Here is a 16,461-nt window from a genome sequence, read left to right as displayed (position 1 = left end):
CAAAAACATCACGATTGTGTTTCCATGATGATAAGTCCCTTGCCATTAATGCGCTTTCCAACTTCCAAGCCTTGTATCAGGTCGATACCTTCATTAAGTCGAACTTTACGGCCGACCGAGAGTTTGAGTTTTTCCTTACTCGCAAGATCTGCCACTGCCCGTAACGTTGCCACGTCTTGTTTGCCCACAACAAAGTGGCGATTTCGTGAAAACAAGGTACAAACCATTTTTATGAGCGAGGGACTGATATTGAGTATCATGCCTCCGGGCCTGATGAGCTTGCCTTCGTCCCTAATCGATAAACATCCATGCGTATCAAATACGACATCAAACTTTCCCCTGAGATTTTCTGGGACGGGTTGGGTGTAATCGAGCGCTATGTCCATTCCAATGCCCTTTGCATCATTTATTAATTCAGCTCTTACACGACCGACCACAGAGGCACCCAACGCCTTCGCAATTTGCGTTGCTGCCTGACCTACTGCCCCAAAAGCGCCGTTAATGAAGACAGTCTGCCCGGCTTTCAACTTAGCTATTTGCACAAACGCACGCCATGCCGTCGACGTTGCGATCGGCAGCGTTGCAGCCTCATCGTGCGACAATGTGGAAGGTTTAATGGTCGCCAGTGATTCTTTGGTGATTAGAGTTTCAGCAAATGAACCGGATGTTTTTACGGGGGTTGTGCCGAAGACTTCATCGCCGACCCTTAGACTATTTACTTGCTGTCCGACCCCTTCAACGATGCCGGAAAAATCCTGTCCCATACCACGAGGAAACTTTCGGCCTGTCATGAGTTTCATGACACCTTGGCGAATTTTCCAGTCGACAGGGTTGATGGAAGCAGCCTTGACTCTGACCAGGATTTCGTCGTCCGCCAAATTAGGTAATTGATACTCTTCAAGGAGCATCTCTTCCGGACCACCATAGCGATAAAATTGTATTCTCTTCATCTTTATCCCCTGCGTCGTCTACTTTAACGATCCGAAAAACAAGTCTCTGCGTATGGCTATCCGTTCAGCGACCCAATGCTTCGACTATTGAGGTAACCCATATCTAAATGGTCTAGCCCATGCATTGATATTGTTATGTAATAATGATTAACACAAGTAGGATGAATTAATGATTCTAAGTATTGAAATCCTAACCAATGAACGTAAAGTGCCCTGGACTTTCCCCGTTAATTAGTTATGGCAGTTTTAAAAGGTGAAGCCGACGAGCATTTATAAAACTTGGTGTCTTAGTCTGAGATTTATCGCTCTTATTTAGGGTATTTCGACAGCGCATTATCAATATCACTCGCGCTATGACGCTCTCTAATGCGTTCCCATTCTTCTCCTTGAATACGATTAACAATTCGTCCACGTTTTACGGCAGGTCTTTGTGCAATAAAATCAGCCCAACGCAGCAGATGTTGATACTGTTGAACATCTAGAAATTCAGTAGCGTTAAAGATATTGCCCAAGACCAAGTTTCCGTACCAAGGCCATATAGCAATATCTGCAATACTATATTGCTCACCCGTAATAAATTTGTTTATAGCCAGTTGCTTGTCTAACAAATCTAAATGACGTTTTACTTCCATCGCAAAACGATTAATAGGATATTTCAGTTTTTCTGGGGCAAATACATAGAAGTGACCCAATCCACCGCCTAAAAATGGCGCAGCTCCCTGTAACCAGAATAGCCAATTAAGGGCATTGATGCGGCCAGGCAAATCCGTCGGGAGAAAATGTCCGAATTTTTCGGCAAGGTAGAATAGAATGTTGCCAGATTCGAACAGATTAACAGGCTGCTCGACTGAACGATCAACCATCACGGGAATTTTTGAATTTGGGTTTATAGCCACGAAACCTGAGCCAAATTGATCACCATTACCGATTGCAATCAGAAACGCATCGTATTCAGCTTCCCTTATCCCAAGTGCCAATAGCTCCTCTAACATTATGGTCACCTTCTGACCATTTGGGGTGCCCATGGAATACAGCTGAAGGGGATGTTCACCAACAGGGAGAGGTTTTTCAAATCTTGGTCCAGATACCGGCCGATTGATATTAGCCCATTGACCACCATTTTCATTTTCCATCATCCACACTTTTGGGGGTAAATAACTATTAATCACAATATTTCCTTCTAAAGTTATTAGCCACTAGTAGTTGGGATAGATACTGCATTTACGATTTTGAGATTGCCAAAAAAGACCGAAAATACATTTTCATTTGCTTTACGATTTCGATTTTTATCGCGTTAATAATGTTCATAAGTTACTCGCCATCCTTCGCTTGCATCAACCGGAGATAAAACCATTTTTCGGTCAGATATAGTAAACTTGCGCTTCATTTTTCTTCCAATAAGGTCACGTACAAGCGACGATTGAATAGTTATCTCGAATTGATTTAAAGAATCATTAATATCGATGTCGCCGTATAGCGCTTCGTACCCGTTCATTGTAAATGTCGTTGGCGTTGCGTTTGGGTTCGAATCCATAGCTTGCGCTGATAATGTTCCGGCATCGGTAATAATTAGCTGCCCTGAGCAGGAGACCTTTTCTAATTTACCGTCAACAAGTACCTCTAATTTAGTCATGCGCCACGCTCCAATGAGGGGGGATTTCTCGTTTGAAAGAGCGGACGAAGACCACGCCAATAACACAAATAGAAAAAGCAAATTGATTTTTGGCATAATGTTTTCCTTTTAGTTGACGAAAAATGGTGATTACGTGTTTGAGTCCGGACAGTTTTAAAAGGACGTTATCGTTAATATGCGATAGCGTCCTTTAGCAACACAGCTTAATTATTCACTCTTGGCGTTATTTAAAGAGCGTTCCTTAGGATTGTCTCCACCGCTTCTTGAGAGTAGATATCTTCCATTCCAAATATGCGAATGTTCCCCATCGCATTCTCCAGCACGGCAGGCAGATCGCTTTCCCCAATTCCCAATTGCGAGAGCCTCGTTGGCGTACCCACCTTGTTGAACCAGGTTTCCAGTGCGGCAATCCCTTCTTCGGCTGCCATAACACCGAACACATTCTTAGCAAATCGTTCAAACTGAGCAGTATTTCGACTGTGGTACCATTTCATCCAGGCGGGTATGATCACGGATAGCCCCGCGCCATGTGGTACATTGAATAGCGCGGAAAGTGCATGTTCAATCGCATGATTCGGGTAGCTGAAACCGGCTGCGCCCGTGAATACCAACCCGTTTTGAGCAAGCGTTGCAGCCCACGCAAATTCGCCTCGCGCTGCCACGTCGGTAGGATCCGTCAACAAGGCTTCTGTCGTTTCAACCACAGTATTGATCACAGACTCTGCAAGCCTTGAGAGCAGTTTTGGCTGGACACTGGCCGTAAAGTAAGGCTCGATCACGTGCGAGATAACATCGGCAGCAGAGTACACAAGGTAATCTCGTGGTACCCCTTGCATGAGCTCCGGATTAAGAATGGACACCTTGGGAAAACTCTCGGGGCTTGCGATGAATAGCTTCTCTTTGGTTTCTTCGTTCGTGACAACGGCATAGGTGTTCATTTCGCTCCCAGTCGCAGCAAGTGTTAGGATTGAGAACACTGGCAGTGAGGACTGAATGGGTGCTTTACCGACGAAGAGATCCCAAACGTCACCCTGATATTGCACACCCGCAGCAATGGCCTTAGCGCTATCTAGAACCGAGCCTCCGCCTACACTCAGAACAGCATCAACTTGTTGTGTACGGGCTACCATAATCGCATCCCGGACAGTTGAAAGTACGGGGTTGCTGCTGATACCACCAAATTCAACCAGCGCGATGCCATTCTCCGATAAGTTCTTGCTGACAACGTCGAACAGCCCCTCACGCTTGATACGCTCACTGCCATAGCACAGCAGCACTTTCTTGACATTATGATTGGCCAGGTACAGGCCTATCATTTGTTCCTTTTCAACGCCAAATTCGATTTTAGTGGGGTTGAAGTAGGTGAAGTTTTCCATATATTGGTCCTCAAGTATTGATTCGAAATGTTTAGAGCTAGACTGGTTTGTGTACTGCTAACACAGCTCGCGCCCGATAAAGGCAGTGCTAATTCGCTGAGCGGGTCTTTAACTCTCTGCAGACCAGCGCAATGCATCAATTTTGGGTCTATTATTCCTGCCACTCGACATTAATCGGTATACCGATCCCCTCTATTCCTTGCCTATTCCTATTTCCTCATGGAGTAATGCGCGACAGCGGAGCGTTGTGTGTAATAACATCGATGTGGGATAAATCGAGGAGTTTTATATGGACAAACCAGTAAACCTTGCTGAATGCGATGACAAAGATATGCTCGACAGCTTGTGTATGCAGATGGCTACCGCCATCGAGCGTTGGACTGTCGGAAAAGAAGATAGCTCTACTGCTATTCCAAGCCTTGAGTTGTTTCGGCGAGAGTCACCAACGCAACCAAGTAACTGCAAAATAGAGCCTAGCCTCGTAATTGTTGTTCAAGGCGCTAAGCAATTACTCGTTGGCAATCGTTCATACGCCTACGATACCAGTCACTTTTTAATCAACTCACTTGATATTCCCGGCAACTCACAAGCGCTCGAAGCGAGTACAGATAAACCTTGTCTGGGATTGGTTTTCAAGCTCGACCTGAGAATCATTGCGGAGCTTATTGCTGAGGGCAGCTTGCCGCCACCCCGTGAACGAGCTCCAGACGGAAGTTCAACACTTGGCACGATAACGCCTGCCTTGTTGGAGCCGTGCAACCGTCTTCTGGCTCTGCTCGACGAGCCGGACACGATATCAGTGCTTGCTCCACTGATTGAGCGAGAGATTCATTTCCGTCTACTTAGAACCGATCAGGCCGCACGTTTATGGCAAATAGCCTCGGTAGGTAGTATGAGCCACCGGGTTGCAAGAGCAATTGACTGGTTGAGGGTGAACTATGCTCGCCCCTTACGAATCGAAGAGTTGGCCACTTACGTGCAAATGAGTACATCGAATTTGCACCTCCACTTTCGCCAGCTCACCTCTATGAGTCCCTTGCAATACCAGAAATGGTTGCGTCTGCATGAAGCACGGAGTCTTATGCTCAATGACCGATTGGATGCAGGTACTGCCGCATTTCAAGTTGGATATGAGAGTGCCTCACAATTCTCCAGAGAGTATAGCCGTCTCTTTGGAGTGCCTCCCAAACGTGATATTGAGGAGTTGCGGCGTCAATCGACACTTTTGCAGAGTTGAGGCTGGCGAATTAATGCAGTTGTTTGGTATTTCGACCTATTCAACATGGTGCTCTAACGGGAAGTCGGTCAACTTCAATTAACTGAAAATTTGAAAGTGATTGTCTCTTCACTTTCAATTGCCATTCAAGCGCCAAAAATAAAGACTGATCGATAGAGTAAACAAGCTGATCGGGAGCAAATTGGTCAAAAATCTGCATCATTTTTGATGGTAGATCGCCATACAATGAATTGCCACCGATTTTCTAGAGCCCATTGATGCAGTAGAAAGAAAGTAATTTGTACATGTACGAATCTATTAAAAAACCACTGTTAATACTGCTACATAGACAAGTACATGTACGCCAAAAGTACAAAAACTCTCTATTAGGCCCAGTTTTCCTAGTTTCGCGCTACATGTACTAAGTCCAGTTAAGAGATTAGGTAAATAAGATTTGTGACTATCGGATAAACTGGTTGCTTGGTGGCCGCTGCCATTCCAGTTGAGACTGGGCCGCATGTAAGATTTTACCCGTACCGGCGCAGCCGCTACTCCCTATCCTTGCCATTAGCTTAGCCAAACTTATTCCAAGACAGCCCTGGATAGGAGAATGTCACATTCAGCTTGCAGCTTCTGTGATGCCACTGCGCTCGACTATCTCGGTAGCAAAGCCATCGATACTTTGTTGATTCTTGTTAAGCCAGTATTTCTCAATGCCCTCGGAGCCTCGCTTCTCTGACCATTTAGCCAGATCGTCTCTATCGTCTTCGTATGTGAAGTAAGGAACGGCCATGCCGCATGAAGTTTGAACCATGGCAATATCCAATACAAAGACTTGCCGGGCTGCGACACTTTGGGGAAAAAGCCGAGAATATTGCGCCCAATCTGCGTCCCTGGAATGCAACACCTCAGCTTGGCCATAGACACGCAGAATGAGCGGCGAGCCTTCAAATGCACAAAACATGATGGTCATACGCGCATTTTTGAGCACATGGGAAGCAGATTCATTACCACTGCCTGTCAGGTTTAGCCAAGCGATCTTTGTTGAACTAATGACTCGTAATGAATCACCGCCTTTGGGTGACAAGTTCACACTGCCGGTTTCGGCAGCGGTGCCGACAAAGTAGATTTTTTGCTGCTCGATAAATTCTATGTGTTTACTTGAGAGTTCTGAAAATTGCTTTCCCATTGGATTAATCTCCCTATTTTTTGATAAAAGGCATCATGCTCATCTTATTACTTTTGACTCAATACCTCGATTCAGTATCTCCCCACACTAAAGCTGTGAATTTAAACCTAATCTCATTCCCCTGCCCGACCCATTCTATTCATTGACGTGATACGGCGCATATAGTGCATTTCGGAAATGACAGTGCCGCCCACAAGAGTTGGGAGGAAATGGCTCTTGGCTAGCATTTGCGATGCTTGGATTTGCCCATTTTGTATCGGTTCCGGTGTGCTATTCACAGGATCTGATCGCATCAGGAGCAGAAGGTTCACCTATTTAGGCAACAACGCCGTTTGGACGTACACAAGGAAACGACTGATGTTGCTCTGGTTTCTGACACTATTTGGCGATACTGTAACCTATTGCGGCACTATCGCCATCAAAGCCAGGCTCCAACCGCGCATACCCAAACCCGCTGACTAGTGTCCGCAGAGAATGCAAGGTCAACCGCGACACTTACTCGCCAAAGGCACTTCACCAAGTGTCCTTGCCGGCTTTTTTAATGTCCGGCACGGACACCTTTGTACCTATTGACAGGGAGAATAATATCAACGCTGCCGTAAAGCGCCCTTCACGGCCTTGTTAACTTATAACTCGTCTCGCGAAAAATCAGTGATACCGGCTCCGAACTGGCTGATAGCCTTTTCTTTTAGTGGGGCGAGTAACAAGCGCAGTTCAATTAGGTCATTGCCGACATCTGCAATCTCATCTGGATCATCTGAGGTTTCACAGGTCTCGGCCATTTGTAGCTCAAGCGCCATAAGGCCCTCAAGCACGTACTTCAATTCTGATTCTGCAAGCTCAAGCTTGAACTGGCTCATACAATTTTTCCTTCTTTCTTGAACACACGAGATGCTTTCAAAGCCATTTCTTCGAGTAATCCCTTGAACTTATCCACCGGCATGTTCTGAGCGGGAGAAATACAATAATGGTGAGGCTTATCTTGAACCATTTTTAATCCATGAGGAGGCTGGGTGTTCGGCGGAAACCTCCAAATCCAACCTGTCATAGGAGCGTTGTTGATGCCTTCCCTGTCGAACACGCTGATTCCTTTTCCGTTCGCGATGATAACCTTAATTCCATTTATGATTGTAACATCAACATCGCGAGCTCGAACATTAGATAAACGGGGACTTGAGGCATTTCCCAGACGGAAAAGCTCTTCGGGTAGGATGTAAAATTCCTTTGGATACATAATGATCTCCATATCGTTGATAAGAAAGCTAACGTTTAAGCTAATCAGCAATCCGCCAGGCTGATCCTGTCGTTATGATTCAGGAGTCCAGACTGCCCATGCCTTACGCCTTTGTTGAAACACAAAGCGAAACTGGCATGGGTCTCATCTCTGATAGCGACGCCTTAAAGAATGCTGAGCCCAATAGCAGGCCCTTGAAGAATGGCGGCAATGGATTCTCGTTCGCTATTGTGGTATCGGCTGCCAGTCGAAATGGCCAGTGAAGGTATTGCACTCTTCCAGGGCTGTGTCGGCCTGGTCGATGTAGATCTGTTGCTCGACCGAGGTGGGGTAAGTCAGGTATTCCGAGCAAGTCGCGCTCTGCCCAGTGCCGACCACGACCTTGGTATTGGCTTTCAGGGTACAGCTGCTCATGCGATCCAGCGGCGACCACTGATAACAGATCTCGTACTGCTGGCGATATTGACTCGATGAGCCCGCAGGCACACTGAAGGCCCACCAGTTACCCATCTTGCTGTTGGGATTGGTGCTGTTCCAGGCACGATACAGGGGGATTTCAGTGTCTTCCTTGACCCGGTAAACCTGGCCCTGGCAGAGCTTGCCCTGATCTGTTTCCCCCAAGGATTGCGCCAACAGCTCGGGGTCTTCGATTGGGATAAACTTATCCGCCAAGGCCGGCGGTAACGCCGTGGTGCCCGGGCATTGAGTGTGTTTGTTGGTGTCGGCCATACGGGAGCCATCTGTGCTGCCCGGCGCGTTATAGCTATTGCTGCAACCCGAGAGGAGTATTGCCATTGCGGCGAACGTGAGCTGTTTCATAGGTACCTTCCTTAGTCTAATGAAGAAATGATGCATGTTGAATAAATGGATCTCGGAACGCTCTTCAGTGAACCATTCCCTGAGAAAATTATCCAGTCTAATTATTGAATAAATAGCGGCAATATCAAGGCTTTCCCTTGTCAGCTCTTTCCTGTCTCGGACAGGTAATCCCTGCGCACCGTCAGGTAGTCTTCGAAGAGGCGCTCGAGATCGAAATGGCTCACTCCCAGCGGCGTTTTCTGCGGGGTGAACACCGCCTGCAGTTCGGCCCTGGGGTTAATGAGGTACAAGGTCACCCCATGACTGACCCTGTATTCCTCAGGGCCGGCATTATTCACCCGGATCTGGGCCTTGATCCCGAGCGCCTGCTCGAATACCTGCGCCAAGGGCTGCCGCGCCTGGCGAATGCCGGTGATCTTGTCGCCGAAGAAAGCCACATACTCGGCCAGTTTGTCCTGGGTATCTCTGTTGGGATCTATGGTGTAGAAGAGGAAGTCCAGATCTTGGTACCGACCGAATTCATCCAGCCTATGGCCCAGTTGCGTCAGGGTGAACAAGGTGGTCGGGCATACATCCGGGCAATAGGTATAGCCGTACGAGAGTATATGCCACTTGCCGCGCAGCTCAGCCTTGGTGTAGGGCCCTTTGCTGTCGCTGACGAGCTCGAAATCCGGTAACGGCTCGGCCGGCATCAGGATGACGCCCGAGTTGAGTCTGGGCACCCTTCTCTGCTCTGCCGTCAGGGCCAACACCAGGGCGGCACTGGCCAAAATCAGGGTCAACAACGCCAGGAAGAAACGGGTTTTGTTAGTCATTTATCGACCCCATTGCGTCAAACCAGGCCAAACAGCGCATTCCGTTGGGCCTTGGCGCCTCATGGCGACATGAAGGCGACGACGCGATTGAGGAAGGTGTAGTCGCCCTCTATCGCCATCAGGGAGATGAGTATGACGATTGCCAGCGGCGGCATGAACAGCACTAACTTGAGTGCCAGCCGCTCCCAGGCGACGTGCATGAACACGGAGATGATCAAGCTGGCCTTGAGCAGCATGAACAGCAAGATCAAGCTCCAGCGCAGTGCGCCATGGAGTTGAAAATAATCCACCAGGTAGGACATGGTGCTGAGCACAAAGAGTATGGCCCAGACCTTGAGGTACAGACTGATAGGATGTTGTTGTCCCAATGCCGGGTTCATAGCTCACCTCACCACAAGTAAAATAGTGCAAAAATAAACACCCACACCAGATCGACGAAGTGCCAGTACAGGCCGGTAATTTCGACTATCTGATAGCCCTTTTGCTCATAATGGCCACGCGCGACCCGCCTGGCGATGATCGACAGGTAGATCACCCCGGCGCTCACATGCAGACCATGGAAACCTGTGATCATGAAGAAGGATGAGCCGAACTGGGCGGCCCCCATGGGGTTGCCCCAGGGACGGACACCTTCGTCGAGAATGAGCTTGGTCCATTCGAAGGCCTGCATGCTGACAAAGCTGACACCCAGGAGTGCCGTCGCCGCCATCAGGTATACCGTCTTGCGTTTGTCGCCGCGGTAGGCGAAGTTGACCGCCATCGCCATGGTGCCGCTGCTGGTGATCAGTATGAAGGTCATGATGGCAATCAGCACCAGGGGGATGTGGTGCCCGGCTATGTTCAGGGCGAATACCTCACTGGGATTGGGCCAGGTATCCAGGCTCGACATGCGCACATTCATGTAACCCGTCAGAAAGATGCTGAAGATGAAGGTGTCGCTGAGCAGGAAGATCCACATCATCAACTTGCCCCAGGGCATGTCGAAGGCCTGTTTATCCGCGCCCCAATCATGGACGACGCCGGGCCAGTCGTCGGTTTGTTGAGCCTTATTGTCCTTGACAGCCATGGCGCCTCCTAGAGACCGCAAAAGGCAGCGATCGCCCGATAGGCATCGGCGGGGGCTGCGAGTAAAGTGAAGAGGAATAGCCACAGCAACAACAAGTAGTGCCAGTAGAGGGCACACAGGGAGAGATTTTGTTGCAGCGCCGCCAGGTTTGGCCGCTCACCAAACAGGTATATCAGCCGCGCCAGCGCCAGCAATCCCCCGAGGAGGTGCAGTGCATGCACCGCGGTCAGGAGATAGAAGTAGCTGTTGGCCGGGTTGGCACTGATGGTGAACCCCATGCCACTGAGCTGAAGCCAAACAAGATACTGGCCTATGACGAAGCCTATGGAGCAAATCACGGTAAACCCCAGTGCCAGAACCAGTCCATTGACTCTTTGTCTGGCGGCCTGACGTTTGGCCAGTTCCAGCCCGACACTTGCCAGCAGCAACAGACCAGAGTTGAACCAGAGTTGACTCGGATGGCTCAGTGGCAGCCAGGGCTCGCCGGCCAGCGCCTGGAAATCGGGGAACTGGGAGCGGGAAAGAAAGGTGATGCTGAAGAGAAAGAAGAGCACCGACACTATGGCGATGAAAAATTTCAGCGCCGTCCTGGCCGGAAATCTGAGATTTGTGTCCTCCGCCAGCGCCAGTTCTGCTCCCTCCGGCTGGGCCAGCCAGGGCTTCTCGGTCAATTTATGCAGTAGGTTCATTGTATGGCCCTTCTCTCTCGCCGCTCACATCCGCTGCGGCGCGCTCATCCGCCACCAACTCAACGGCCGACTGGGGACAATTTTGCGGAATGAAATCTGCCTTCACCCCAGGCACGCTGTAGTCATAGGCCCAGCGATAAACCACGGGCAACTCGGCGCCCCAGTTTCCATGGCCGGGTGGCGTGGTGGCCGTTTGCCATTCCAGCGTGGTCGCATTCCAGGGGTTGTCGCCGGCGGGCTGGCCCCTGAAGGTGCTCCAGATCAGATTGGCGATAAAGACCAGCTGTGCCAGTCCGACGATCAGCGCCGATACTGTGATGCTGGCATTGAGCGTCTGGGCCGACTCGGGGATATAGTCTGCTCCCATGGCAAAGTAGCGTCTGGGCACCCCTAAAAATCCCAGGTAATGCATGGGCAAATAGATGGCGTAGGTGCCGAGGAAAGTGATCCAGAAATGCAGCTTGCCCAAACTGGTATTCAGGAAACGGCCGGTGATCTTGGGAAACCAGTGATAGATGGCGGCAAACAATACCATGATAGGCGACACGCCCATCACCATATGGAAGTGGCCGACCACGAAGTAAGTGTCAGACAGGGGCAAGTCAACCACCACATTGCCGAGAAACAGCCCGGTCAGCCCGCCATGGGTGAAGGTGAAGATGAAGCCTATGGCGAACATCATGGGCAGCGTCATGTGAATATTGCCGCGCCACAGGGTCAGCACCCAGTTGTAGACTTTCAGCGCCGTCGGCACGGCTATGATGAGGGTCGTAGTGGCGAAGAAGAAGCCGAAATAGGGGTTCATGCCGCTGACATACATGTGGTGCGCCCAGACCAGGAAGCTCAGGCCGCCGATGGCGACTATGGCCCACACCATCATGCGGTAGCCGAAGATATTTTTTCTGGCATGGGTGGCGATCACATCCGACACCATGCCGAAGGCCGGCAGTGCGACTATGTAAACTTCGGGATGACCGAAAAACCAGAATAGATGCTGGAATAGTATGGGGCTGCCGCCCTGGTAGCTCAGGGGTTCGCCCAGTGACACCAGGGCCGGCATGAAGAAACTGGTGCCGGCGAGCTTATCCAGCAGCATCATGATGGCGCTCACCAGGAGCGCCGGAAAGGCCAGCAGGCCGAGTATGGTGGCGACGAATATCCCCCAGATGGTCAGGGGCATGCGCATCAGAGTCATGCCTTTGGCCCTGGCCTGCAACACAGTGGTGACGTAATTGAGCCCGCCCATGGTGAAGGCGACGATGAAGATGGCCAGGGAAGCCAGCATCATTATGATACCCATGTCACTCCCCGGAGTGCCATGCAATATGGATTGCGGCGGGTACAAGGTCCAGCCAGCCCCCGCCGGGCCGCCGGGAACAAAGAAACTGGCCAGCAGCACTATCACTGACAACAAATAGGTCCAGTAGCTGAGCATGTTCAGGTAGGGAAAAACCATGTCACGGGCGCCGAGCATCAAGGGGATCAGGTAATTACCGAAGCCTCCCAGCAAGAGTGCCGTCAGCAGGTAGATCACCATGATCATCCCATGCATGGTCACAAACTGCAGATAGTCGCTGGGATTGATGAAGGAGAAGTTGTCGGGGAACCCAAGTTGCAGGCGCATCATACCCGAGAGGACCAAGGCGATCAGGCCGACGAAGATCGCCGTGCCGGCATATTGGATGGCGATCACCTTATGATCTTGGCTCCAGATATACTTGGTCACGAATGTCGTCGGATGATGCGATTCATCGGGCCGATCGGCAATGGCGGTGTAATTCATCTGAGTCACCTCTAAATCCCATGAAAGCGGCGAATGCCTGCTGTTATCCCGTTAAGGTGCCGGCAAGGTATTCAAGTAGGCCGCCACTGCCTCGACGGCTTGTTCGTCCTGCAGTAACCGCGACATCAACAGCATCTGGTTGCCATAGGTATCTTGCTGATGGGCGCCGCGGATCTGCTGCTGAAAATGTTTCAGTTGGCGCTTGAGATAGGCCGGCTGCTGCCCCGACAAGGCCGGTGCATTGAGGGCGAACTTGCCCTCCCCCTGATCGCCGTGGCAATAGGCGCAGTTGTGGTACAGCTGCTTGCCTCTGTCGTTCGCCATGGACGGCGAAGCGCCATTGGCCGGCGCCGGCAGGGAGGCAATATAGGCAGAGACATCTTGGATGTTGGCCTCGGTCAAAGTCGCGGCTATCGCGGCCATTTGTTGGCCGTAGGGATCTTTTTCAGTGGCCCCCCGCACCTTATTCTTGAAATAGCCAAGTTGGCGCTTGAGATACCAGGCGTGCTGCCCCGCCAGCTTAGGGGCACTCAAGTTGTCATTCCCTTCGCCTTCGCTGCCATGGCATGCGCCGCAGACCTGGTACACTTGCTTGCCCAGCGCCAGATCGCCTGCGGGGGCCTGCATGGACTGGGCGAAGGTGACTTGCTGCGCCAACCAGGCCCGGTAGTCCTCCTGAGAGTCGACCACTATGTGACCGCGCATGGAGTAATGCGCCATGCCACAGAGTTCCTGGCACATGAGTTCGAAGCGACCTATCCGGGTCGGCGTGAACCAGAGGTAGGAGACTATGCCGGGTACCAGATCCATTTTTACCCTGAACTGGGGCACGGAAAAGTCGTGCAGCACGTCCTTGGATCTGAGCACTACCTTGACCGGATGGTAAGCCGGAATATGCATCTCATTGCTGCTTACCAGTATATCGTCCATCCCGGCACTGTCCTTGGGATTGATGCCGAAGGGATTTTTTTCATCGATCAATTCGGTCGAGGTTTGCCCCAGCACGCCGTCTTTGCCCGGCAGCCTGAAGCTCCAGAACCACTGCTGGCCGACGGCTTCAAACAGCTGCGCGTCCTCAGGCACAGTGACAAACTTGGCCCAGACAAATAATCCGGGTGCCAGCATGGCCGCCACCCCCAGGGTGGTTCCCAATACCAGCCAGCCCTCGAGTCGCTTATTTTCCGGCTCATAATCGGCGCGTTGATCTTTGTGGAAGCGATAACGGTAAACCGCATAGGCGAGAAAGACATTGACGGCGACGAAGACAATGCCTGTTACCCAGAAAGTGATCTTGATGGTGTCGTCTATGGTGCCCCAATTCGAGGCCAAGGGAGTGAACCACCAGGGGCTGGCAAAGTGAAAGATCAGTGAGCCTGCCACGAGTAAGAGGATCACTATTGCTATTGCCATAACATCCATCCCTATGAGAAGACGAAGCCAATCGTGATGAGCAGTGAGCCAAGTTGCGGAAGGACCTTGCCACTACCCTCATCTTCGTCTTGGAAGGTGTTGGAAAACAATACATTGGCAACGCCGGAATGCTCAGTTTCGCTCAGTACAAAGCCACTGAAATGCATGTGGTTTTTGTTGGAAAACTAGTATTAAGATAGGCCATAAACCGCGGGTTTTCCAAACGCCAAGGGAAAATAAGGCACCCGTGAAAGGTGCCTTAAACCGCTTAGGGCATGCGCTTCATGAAGTTGTGGTAGATATCCTGCCAACGAACGACCCATCTTGGGGTGGCAGAACCTGTGCCTACCGCATGCAGGTGGGGATGGGCCAGTATGACCCGGGTGAAGGAAGGCTCCTGCTCGGGATCCACGTCAACAAAGAAAACGTGCCGGCCCTTATGGAGCATGTTCTGAAAACGCTTGAAGTTAACATTGGGGATCTGAATGCCGATGAAGCCCCCTTCCCAGGTACAGAAGCCCAGGACGACAACCGCCAGGAAGATGAACGGCAGCCAACCGGCGGCGCTCTCGGTCCAACCCAAGGCAAAGGCGACAAACAGGACCAGGGCCGCGCCTATGGTGCCTATGACGGCGCCTATTTCGGTGGAGTGCACCACATCCTGTTTCAACACGGGTTCGACTTCGTGCAGGCGATGGGTCTCCACATCACCATCTTTCTCGCTCAATATATGTATCTGTGGCTCGGTAATGCCCTCCGCCTCCAACTCTTGTTCTACCTTTTCCAAATCATCAAGATCGTCAGTGACGTAATAGTACCTTAACATGACGTGCTCCAACTCTCCTGAGCCTTGAAATCAACATTTCCCTGCCTGCGTCCGAGTGATGTAACGAGGAACTGCGGCTATGTCGGTCGGCTCGGCTAACTCGTATACAGAGTATAGCAGTTGCTTGCCCCGCCTTGCCCGGCCGGCATTTGGGCAAAATAAAGCCGGCGGGATTTAATCGCCGCCGGCTTTATGAGTCGAGAAATATGAGTCGAAAAATGTGGGATAAAAAGTCTGTTGCCGGGAAGCTTAAAACGCATCCCCCGGCACCCGCACCCAACCTTCCATCAGCACCCGGGCCGAGCGGCTCATGATGGCCTTGGTCACAGTCCATTGGCCGTCTGTGAACGCCGCCTCTGCGCCGACCCTCAGGGTACCGGAGGGGTGACCGAAACGCACCGCGCTCGGCTGACCGCCGCCGGCGGCGAGGTTCACCAAGGTGCCTGGCACGGCCGCCGCCGTGCCTATGGCCACGGCACAGGTGCCCATCATGGCGTGGTGCAACTTGCCCATGGACAGGGCGCGCACCAGCAGATCTGTATCCTCTGCCGCTATCTGCTTGCCACTGGAAGCCACATAGGCCGCACTCGGGGCGACAAACGCCACTTTGGGGGTATGCTGGCGACTCGCCGCCTCGTCCAGGTGCTTGATGAGCCCCATCTGCAGCGCGCCGTGGGCCCTGATGGTCTCGAATCTTGCCAGCGCCTGCTCGTCATTGTTGATGTCATCCTGCAGCTCAGTGCCCTGGTAGCCAAGATCTGCGGCATTGACGAAGATGGTGGGAATGCCGGCGTTGATCATGGTCACCCTGAGCTTGCCGCCGGCGACTACGGCTTCGGGCAGAGTCAGCTCTTCCACCAGGTGTCCCGTGGGAAACATGGCACCCTCGCCGTCGGCGGGATCCATGAACTCCAGCTGCACCTCGGCGGCCGGGAAAGTCACCCCGTCGAGTTCGAAGTCGCCGGTTTCCTGTACTTCGCCGTCCGTCATGGGCACATGGGCGATGATGGTCTTGCCTATGTTGGCCTGCCAGATGCGGACCTTGGCCATGCCATTTGCCGGCAGCCGGGCTTCGTCCACCAGGCCGTTGGCGATGGCGAAGGAGCCGACGGCGGCGCTCAGGTTGCCGCAGTTGCCGCTCCAGTCGACGAAGGGCTTGTCGATGGCGACCTGACCGAAGAGGTAGTCGACGTCGTGATCTTCCTTGTCACTCCTGGACAGGATCACCGTCTTGGAGGTCGAAGAGGTGGCGCCGCCCATGCCGTCTGTCTGCTTGCCGTAGGGATCCGGGCTGCCAATGACCCGCAGCAGCAGCGCATCCCTGGCTGGTCCAGGCACCCGCGCCGCCTCGGGCAGGTCCTGCAGGCGGAAGAACACGCCCTTGCTGGTGCCGCCACGCATATAGGTGGCGGGGATCTTGATTTGTGGTGTATGAGGCATAAATTTCCCCTGTAT

Annotated in this window: 17 protein-coding genes; 1 reads left to right on the top strand and 16 read right to left on the bottom strand. The window is 51.8% G+C overall.

All coding sequences use genetic code 11. From position 1 onward, the window contains the following. Positions 1-8 precede the first annotated feature (8 nt). The 4 genes from LZP73_RS14205 to LZP73_RS14190 form a co-directional block, all read right to left on the bottom strand. Positions 9-950, bottom strand: a complete 942-nt coding sequence (locus tag LZP73_RS14205) for an NAD(P)-dependent alcohol dehydrogenase (RefSeq protein ID WP_234235655.1) — start codon at positions 948-950, stop codon at positions 9-11. Positions 951-1,258: 308 nt separating this feature from the next. Continuing rightward, complete coding sequence (gene yghU, locus LZP73_RS14200) at positions 1,259-2,119, bottom strand: glutathione-dependent disulfide-bond oxidoreductase (protein WP_234235654.1); 861 nt, start codon at positions 2,117-2,119, stop codon at positions 1,259-1,261. 125 nt (positions 2,120-2,244) lie between these two features. Then, on the bottom strand, positions 2,245-2,679 hold the full coding sequence (locus LZP73_RS14195) for a lipocalin-like domain-containing protein (protein WP_234235653.1): 435 nt from the start codon (positions 2,677-2,679) through the stop codon (positions 2,245-2,247). Between the two features lie 131 nt (positions 2,680-2,810). Next, positions 2,811-3,959, bottom strand: coding sequence for an iron-containing alcohol dehydrogenase (locus LZP73_RS14190; RefSeq protein WP_234235652.1), 1,149 nt, complete (start codon positions 3,957-3,959; stop codon positions 2,811-2,813). A 289-nt stretch (positions 3,960-4,248) separates the two neighbouring features. Between LZP73_RS14190 and LZP73_RS14185 the strand changes: the two genes are divergently transcribed. After that, the gene (locus LZP73_RS14185; protein WP_234235651.1) at positions 4,249-5,196 is read left to right on the top strand and encodes an AraC family transcriptional regulator; all 948 of its coding nucleotides are present in this window, start codon (positions 4,249-4,251) and stop codon (positions 5,194-5,196) included. 598 nt (positions 5,197-5,794) lie between these two features. Here the strand turns inward: LZP73_RS14185 and LZP73_RS14180 are convergent. From LZP73_RS14180 to prpF, 12 genes are all read right to left on the bottom strand, one after another. Next, complete coding sequence (locus tag LZP73_RS14180; RefSeq protein WP_234235650.1) at positions 5,795-6,364, bottom strand: pyridoxamine 5'-phosphate oxidase family protein; 570 nt, start codon at positions 6,362-6,364, stop codon at positions 5,795-5,797. Positions 6,365-6,990: 626 nt separating this feature from the next. Then, positions 6,991-7,224 carry a hypothetical protein gene (locus tag LZP73_RS14175; protein WP_234235649.1) on the bottom strand — a complete coding sequence of 78 codons (234 nt, stop codon included), beginning with the start codon at positions 7,222-7,224 and terminating at the stop codon, positions 6,991-6,993. Continuing rightward, on the bottom strand, positions 7,221-7,598 hold the full coding sequence (locus LZP73_RS14170; protein ID WP_169562587.1) for a hypothetical protein: 378 nt from the start codon (positions 7,596-7,598) through the stop codon (positions 7,221-7,223). The genes LZP73_RS14175 and LZP73_RS14170 overlap by 4 nt, the downstream gene beginning before the upstream one ends. 225 nt (positions 7,599-7,823) lie before the next feature. Then, on the bottom strand, positions 7,824-8,417 hold the full coding sequence (locus LZP73_RS14165) for a hypothetical protein (RefSeq protein WP_234235648.1): 594 nt from the start codon (positions 8,415-8,417) through the stop codon (positions 7,824-7,826). A 140-nt stretch (positions 8,418-8,557) separates the two neighbouring features. After that, positions 8,558-9,232, bottom strand: coding sequence for an SCO family protein (locus LZP73_RS14160; protein ID WP_234235647.1), 675 nt, complete (start codon positions 9,230-9,232; stop codon positions 8,558-8,560). A gap of 59 nt (positions 9,233-9,291) precedes the next feature. Further along, positions 9,292-9,612: a cytochrome C oxidase subunit IV family protein gene (locus LZP73_RS14155; RefSeq protein WP_234235646.1), complete on the bottom strand. Its 321-nt coding sequence runs from the start codon at positions 9,610-9,612 to the stop codon at positions 9,292-9,294. Positions 9,613-9,620: 8 nt separating this feature from the next. Then, complete coding sequence (locus LZP73_RS14150) at positions 9,621-10,298, bottom strand: heme-copper oxidase subunit III family protein (RefSeq protein ID WP_234235645.1); 678 nt, start codon at positions 10,296-10,298, stop codon at positions 9,621-9,623. An 8-nt stretch (positions 10,299-10,306) separates the two neighbouring features. Continuing rightward, on the bottom strand, positions 10,307-10,987 hold the full coding sequence (locus LZP73_RS14145; RefSeq protein WP_234235644.1) for a cytochrome c oxidase subunit 3: 681 nt from the start codon (positions 10,985-10,987) through the stop codon (positions 10,307-10,309). Continuing rightward, positions 10,971-12,770: a cytochrome c oxidase subunit I gene (locus LZP73_RS14140; protein ID WP_234235643.1), complete on the bottom strand. Its 1,800-nt coding sequence runs from the start codon at positions 12,768-12,770 to the stop codon at positions 10,971-10,973. The genes LZP73_RS14145 and LZP73_RS14140 overlap by 17 nt, the downstream gene beginning before the upstream one ends. Positions 12,771-12,821: 51 nt before the next feature. Beyond that, positions 12,822-14,180, bottom strand: coding sequence for a c-type cytochrome (locus LZP73_RS14135; RefSeq protein WP_234235642.1), 1,359 nt, complete (start codon positions 14,178-14,180; stop codon positions 12,822-12,824). A 268-nt stretch (positions 14,181-14,448) separates the two neighbouring features. After that, complete coding sequence (locus tag LZP73_RS14130) at positions 14,449-15,006, bottom strand: NAD/FAD-utilizing enzyme (protein ID WP_169562602.1); 558 nt, start codon at positions 15,004-15,006, stop codon at positions 14,449-14,451. 249 nt (positions 15,007-15,255) lie between these two features. Continuing rightward, on the bottom strand, positions 15,256-16,446 hold the full coding sequence (prpF, locus tag LZP73_RS14125; protein ID WP_234235641.1) for a 2-methylaconitate cis-trans isomerase PrpF: 1,191 nt from the start codon (positions 16,444-16,446) through the stop codon (positions 15,256-15,258). Between the last annotated feature and the right edge of the window lie 15 nt (positions 16,447-16,461).

It is taken from the genome of Shewanella sp. AS16, assembly GCF_021412365.1.
Lineage (GTDB): Bacteria > Pseudomonadota > Gammaproteobacteria > Enterobacterales > Shewanellaceae > Shewanella > Shewanella salipaludis.
The sequence above is the reverse complement of the archived record's forward strand: the minus strand, read 5'-3'. Positions and strand labels throughout refer to the sequence as shown.

What these genes read in the sequence shown, in the direction of transcription:
- LZP73_RS14205 (WP_234235655.1), bottom strand. Translation starts at nt 950, where the DNA reads ATGAAGAGAATACAATTTTATCGCTATGGTGGTCCGGAAGAGATGCTC.
- LZP73_RS14140 (WP_234235643.1), bottom strand. Translation starts at nt 12,770, where the DNA reads ATGAATTACACCGCCATTGCCGATCGGCCCGATGAATCGCATCATCCG.
- LZP73_RS14145 (WP_234235644.1), bottom strand. Translation starts at nt 10,987, where the DNA reads ATGAACCTACTGCATAAATTGACCGAGAAGCCCTGGCTGGCCCAGCCG.
- LZP73_RS14185 (WP_234235651.1), top strand. Translation starts at nt 4,249, where the DNA reads ATGGACAAACCAGTAAACCTTGCTGAATGCGATGACAAAGATATGCTC.
- LZP73_RS14190 (WP_234235652.1), bottom strand. Translation starts at nt 3,959, where the DNA reads ATGGAAAACTTCACCTACTTCAACCCCACTAAAATCGAATTTGGCGTT.
- LZP73_RS14155 (WP_234235646.1), bottom strand. Translation starts at nt 9,612, where the DNA reads ATGAACCCGGCATTGGGACAACAACATCCTATCAGTCTGTACCTCAAG.
- LZP73_RS14195 (WP_234235653.1), bottom strand. Translation starts at nt 2,679, where the DNA reads ATGCCAAAAATCAATTTGCTTTTTCTATTTGTGTTATTGGCGTGGTCT.
- LZP73_RS14165 (WP_234235648.1), bottom strand. Translation starts at nt 8,417, where the DNA reads ATGAAACAGCTCACGTTCGCCGCAATGGCAATACTCCTCTCGGGTTGC.
- LZP73_RS14150 (WP_234235645.1), bottom strand. Translation starts at nt 10,298, where the DNA reads ATGGCTGTCAAGGACAATAAGGCTCAACAAACCGACGACTGGCCCGGC.
- prpF (WP_234235641.1), bottom strand. Translation starts at nt 16,446, where the DNA reads ATGCCTCATACACCACAAATCAAGATCCCCGCCACCTATATGCGTGGC.
- LZP73_RS14180 (WP_234235650.1), bottom strand. Translation starts at nt 6,364, where the DNA reads ATGGGAAAGCAATTTTCAGAACTCTCAAGTAAACACATAGAATTTATC.
- LZP73_RS14160 (WP_234235647.1), bottom strand. Translation starts at nt 9,232, where the DNA reads ATGACTAACAAAACCCGTTTCTTCCTGGCGTTGTTGACCCTGATTTTG.
- LZP73_RS14130 (WP_169562602.1), bottom strand. Translation starts at nt 15,006, where the DNA reads ATGTTAAGGTACTATTACGTCACTGACGATCTTGATGATTTGGAAAAG.
- LZP73_RS14175 (WP_234235649.1), bottom strand. Translation starts at nt 7,224, where the DNA reads ATGAGCCAGTTCAAGCTTGAGCTTGCAGAATCAGAATTGAAGTACGTG.
- LZP73_RS14135 (WP_234235642.1), bottom strand. Translation starts at nt 14,180, where the DNA reads ATGGCAATAGCAATAGTGATCCTCTTACTCGTGGCAGGCTCACTGATC.
- LZP73_RS14170 (WP_169562587.1), bottom strand. Translation starts at nt 7,598, where the DNA reads ATGTATCCAAAGGAATTTTACATCCTACCCGAAGAGCTTTTCCGTCTG.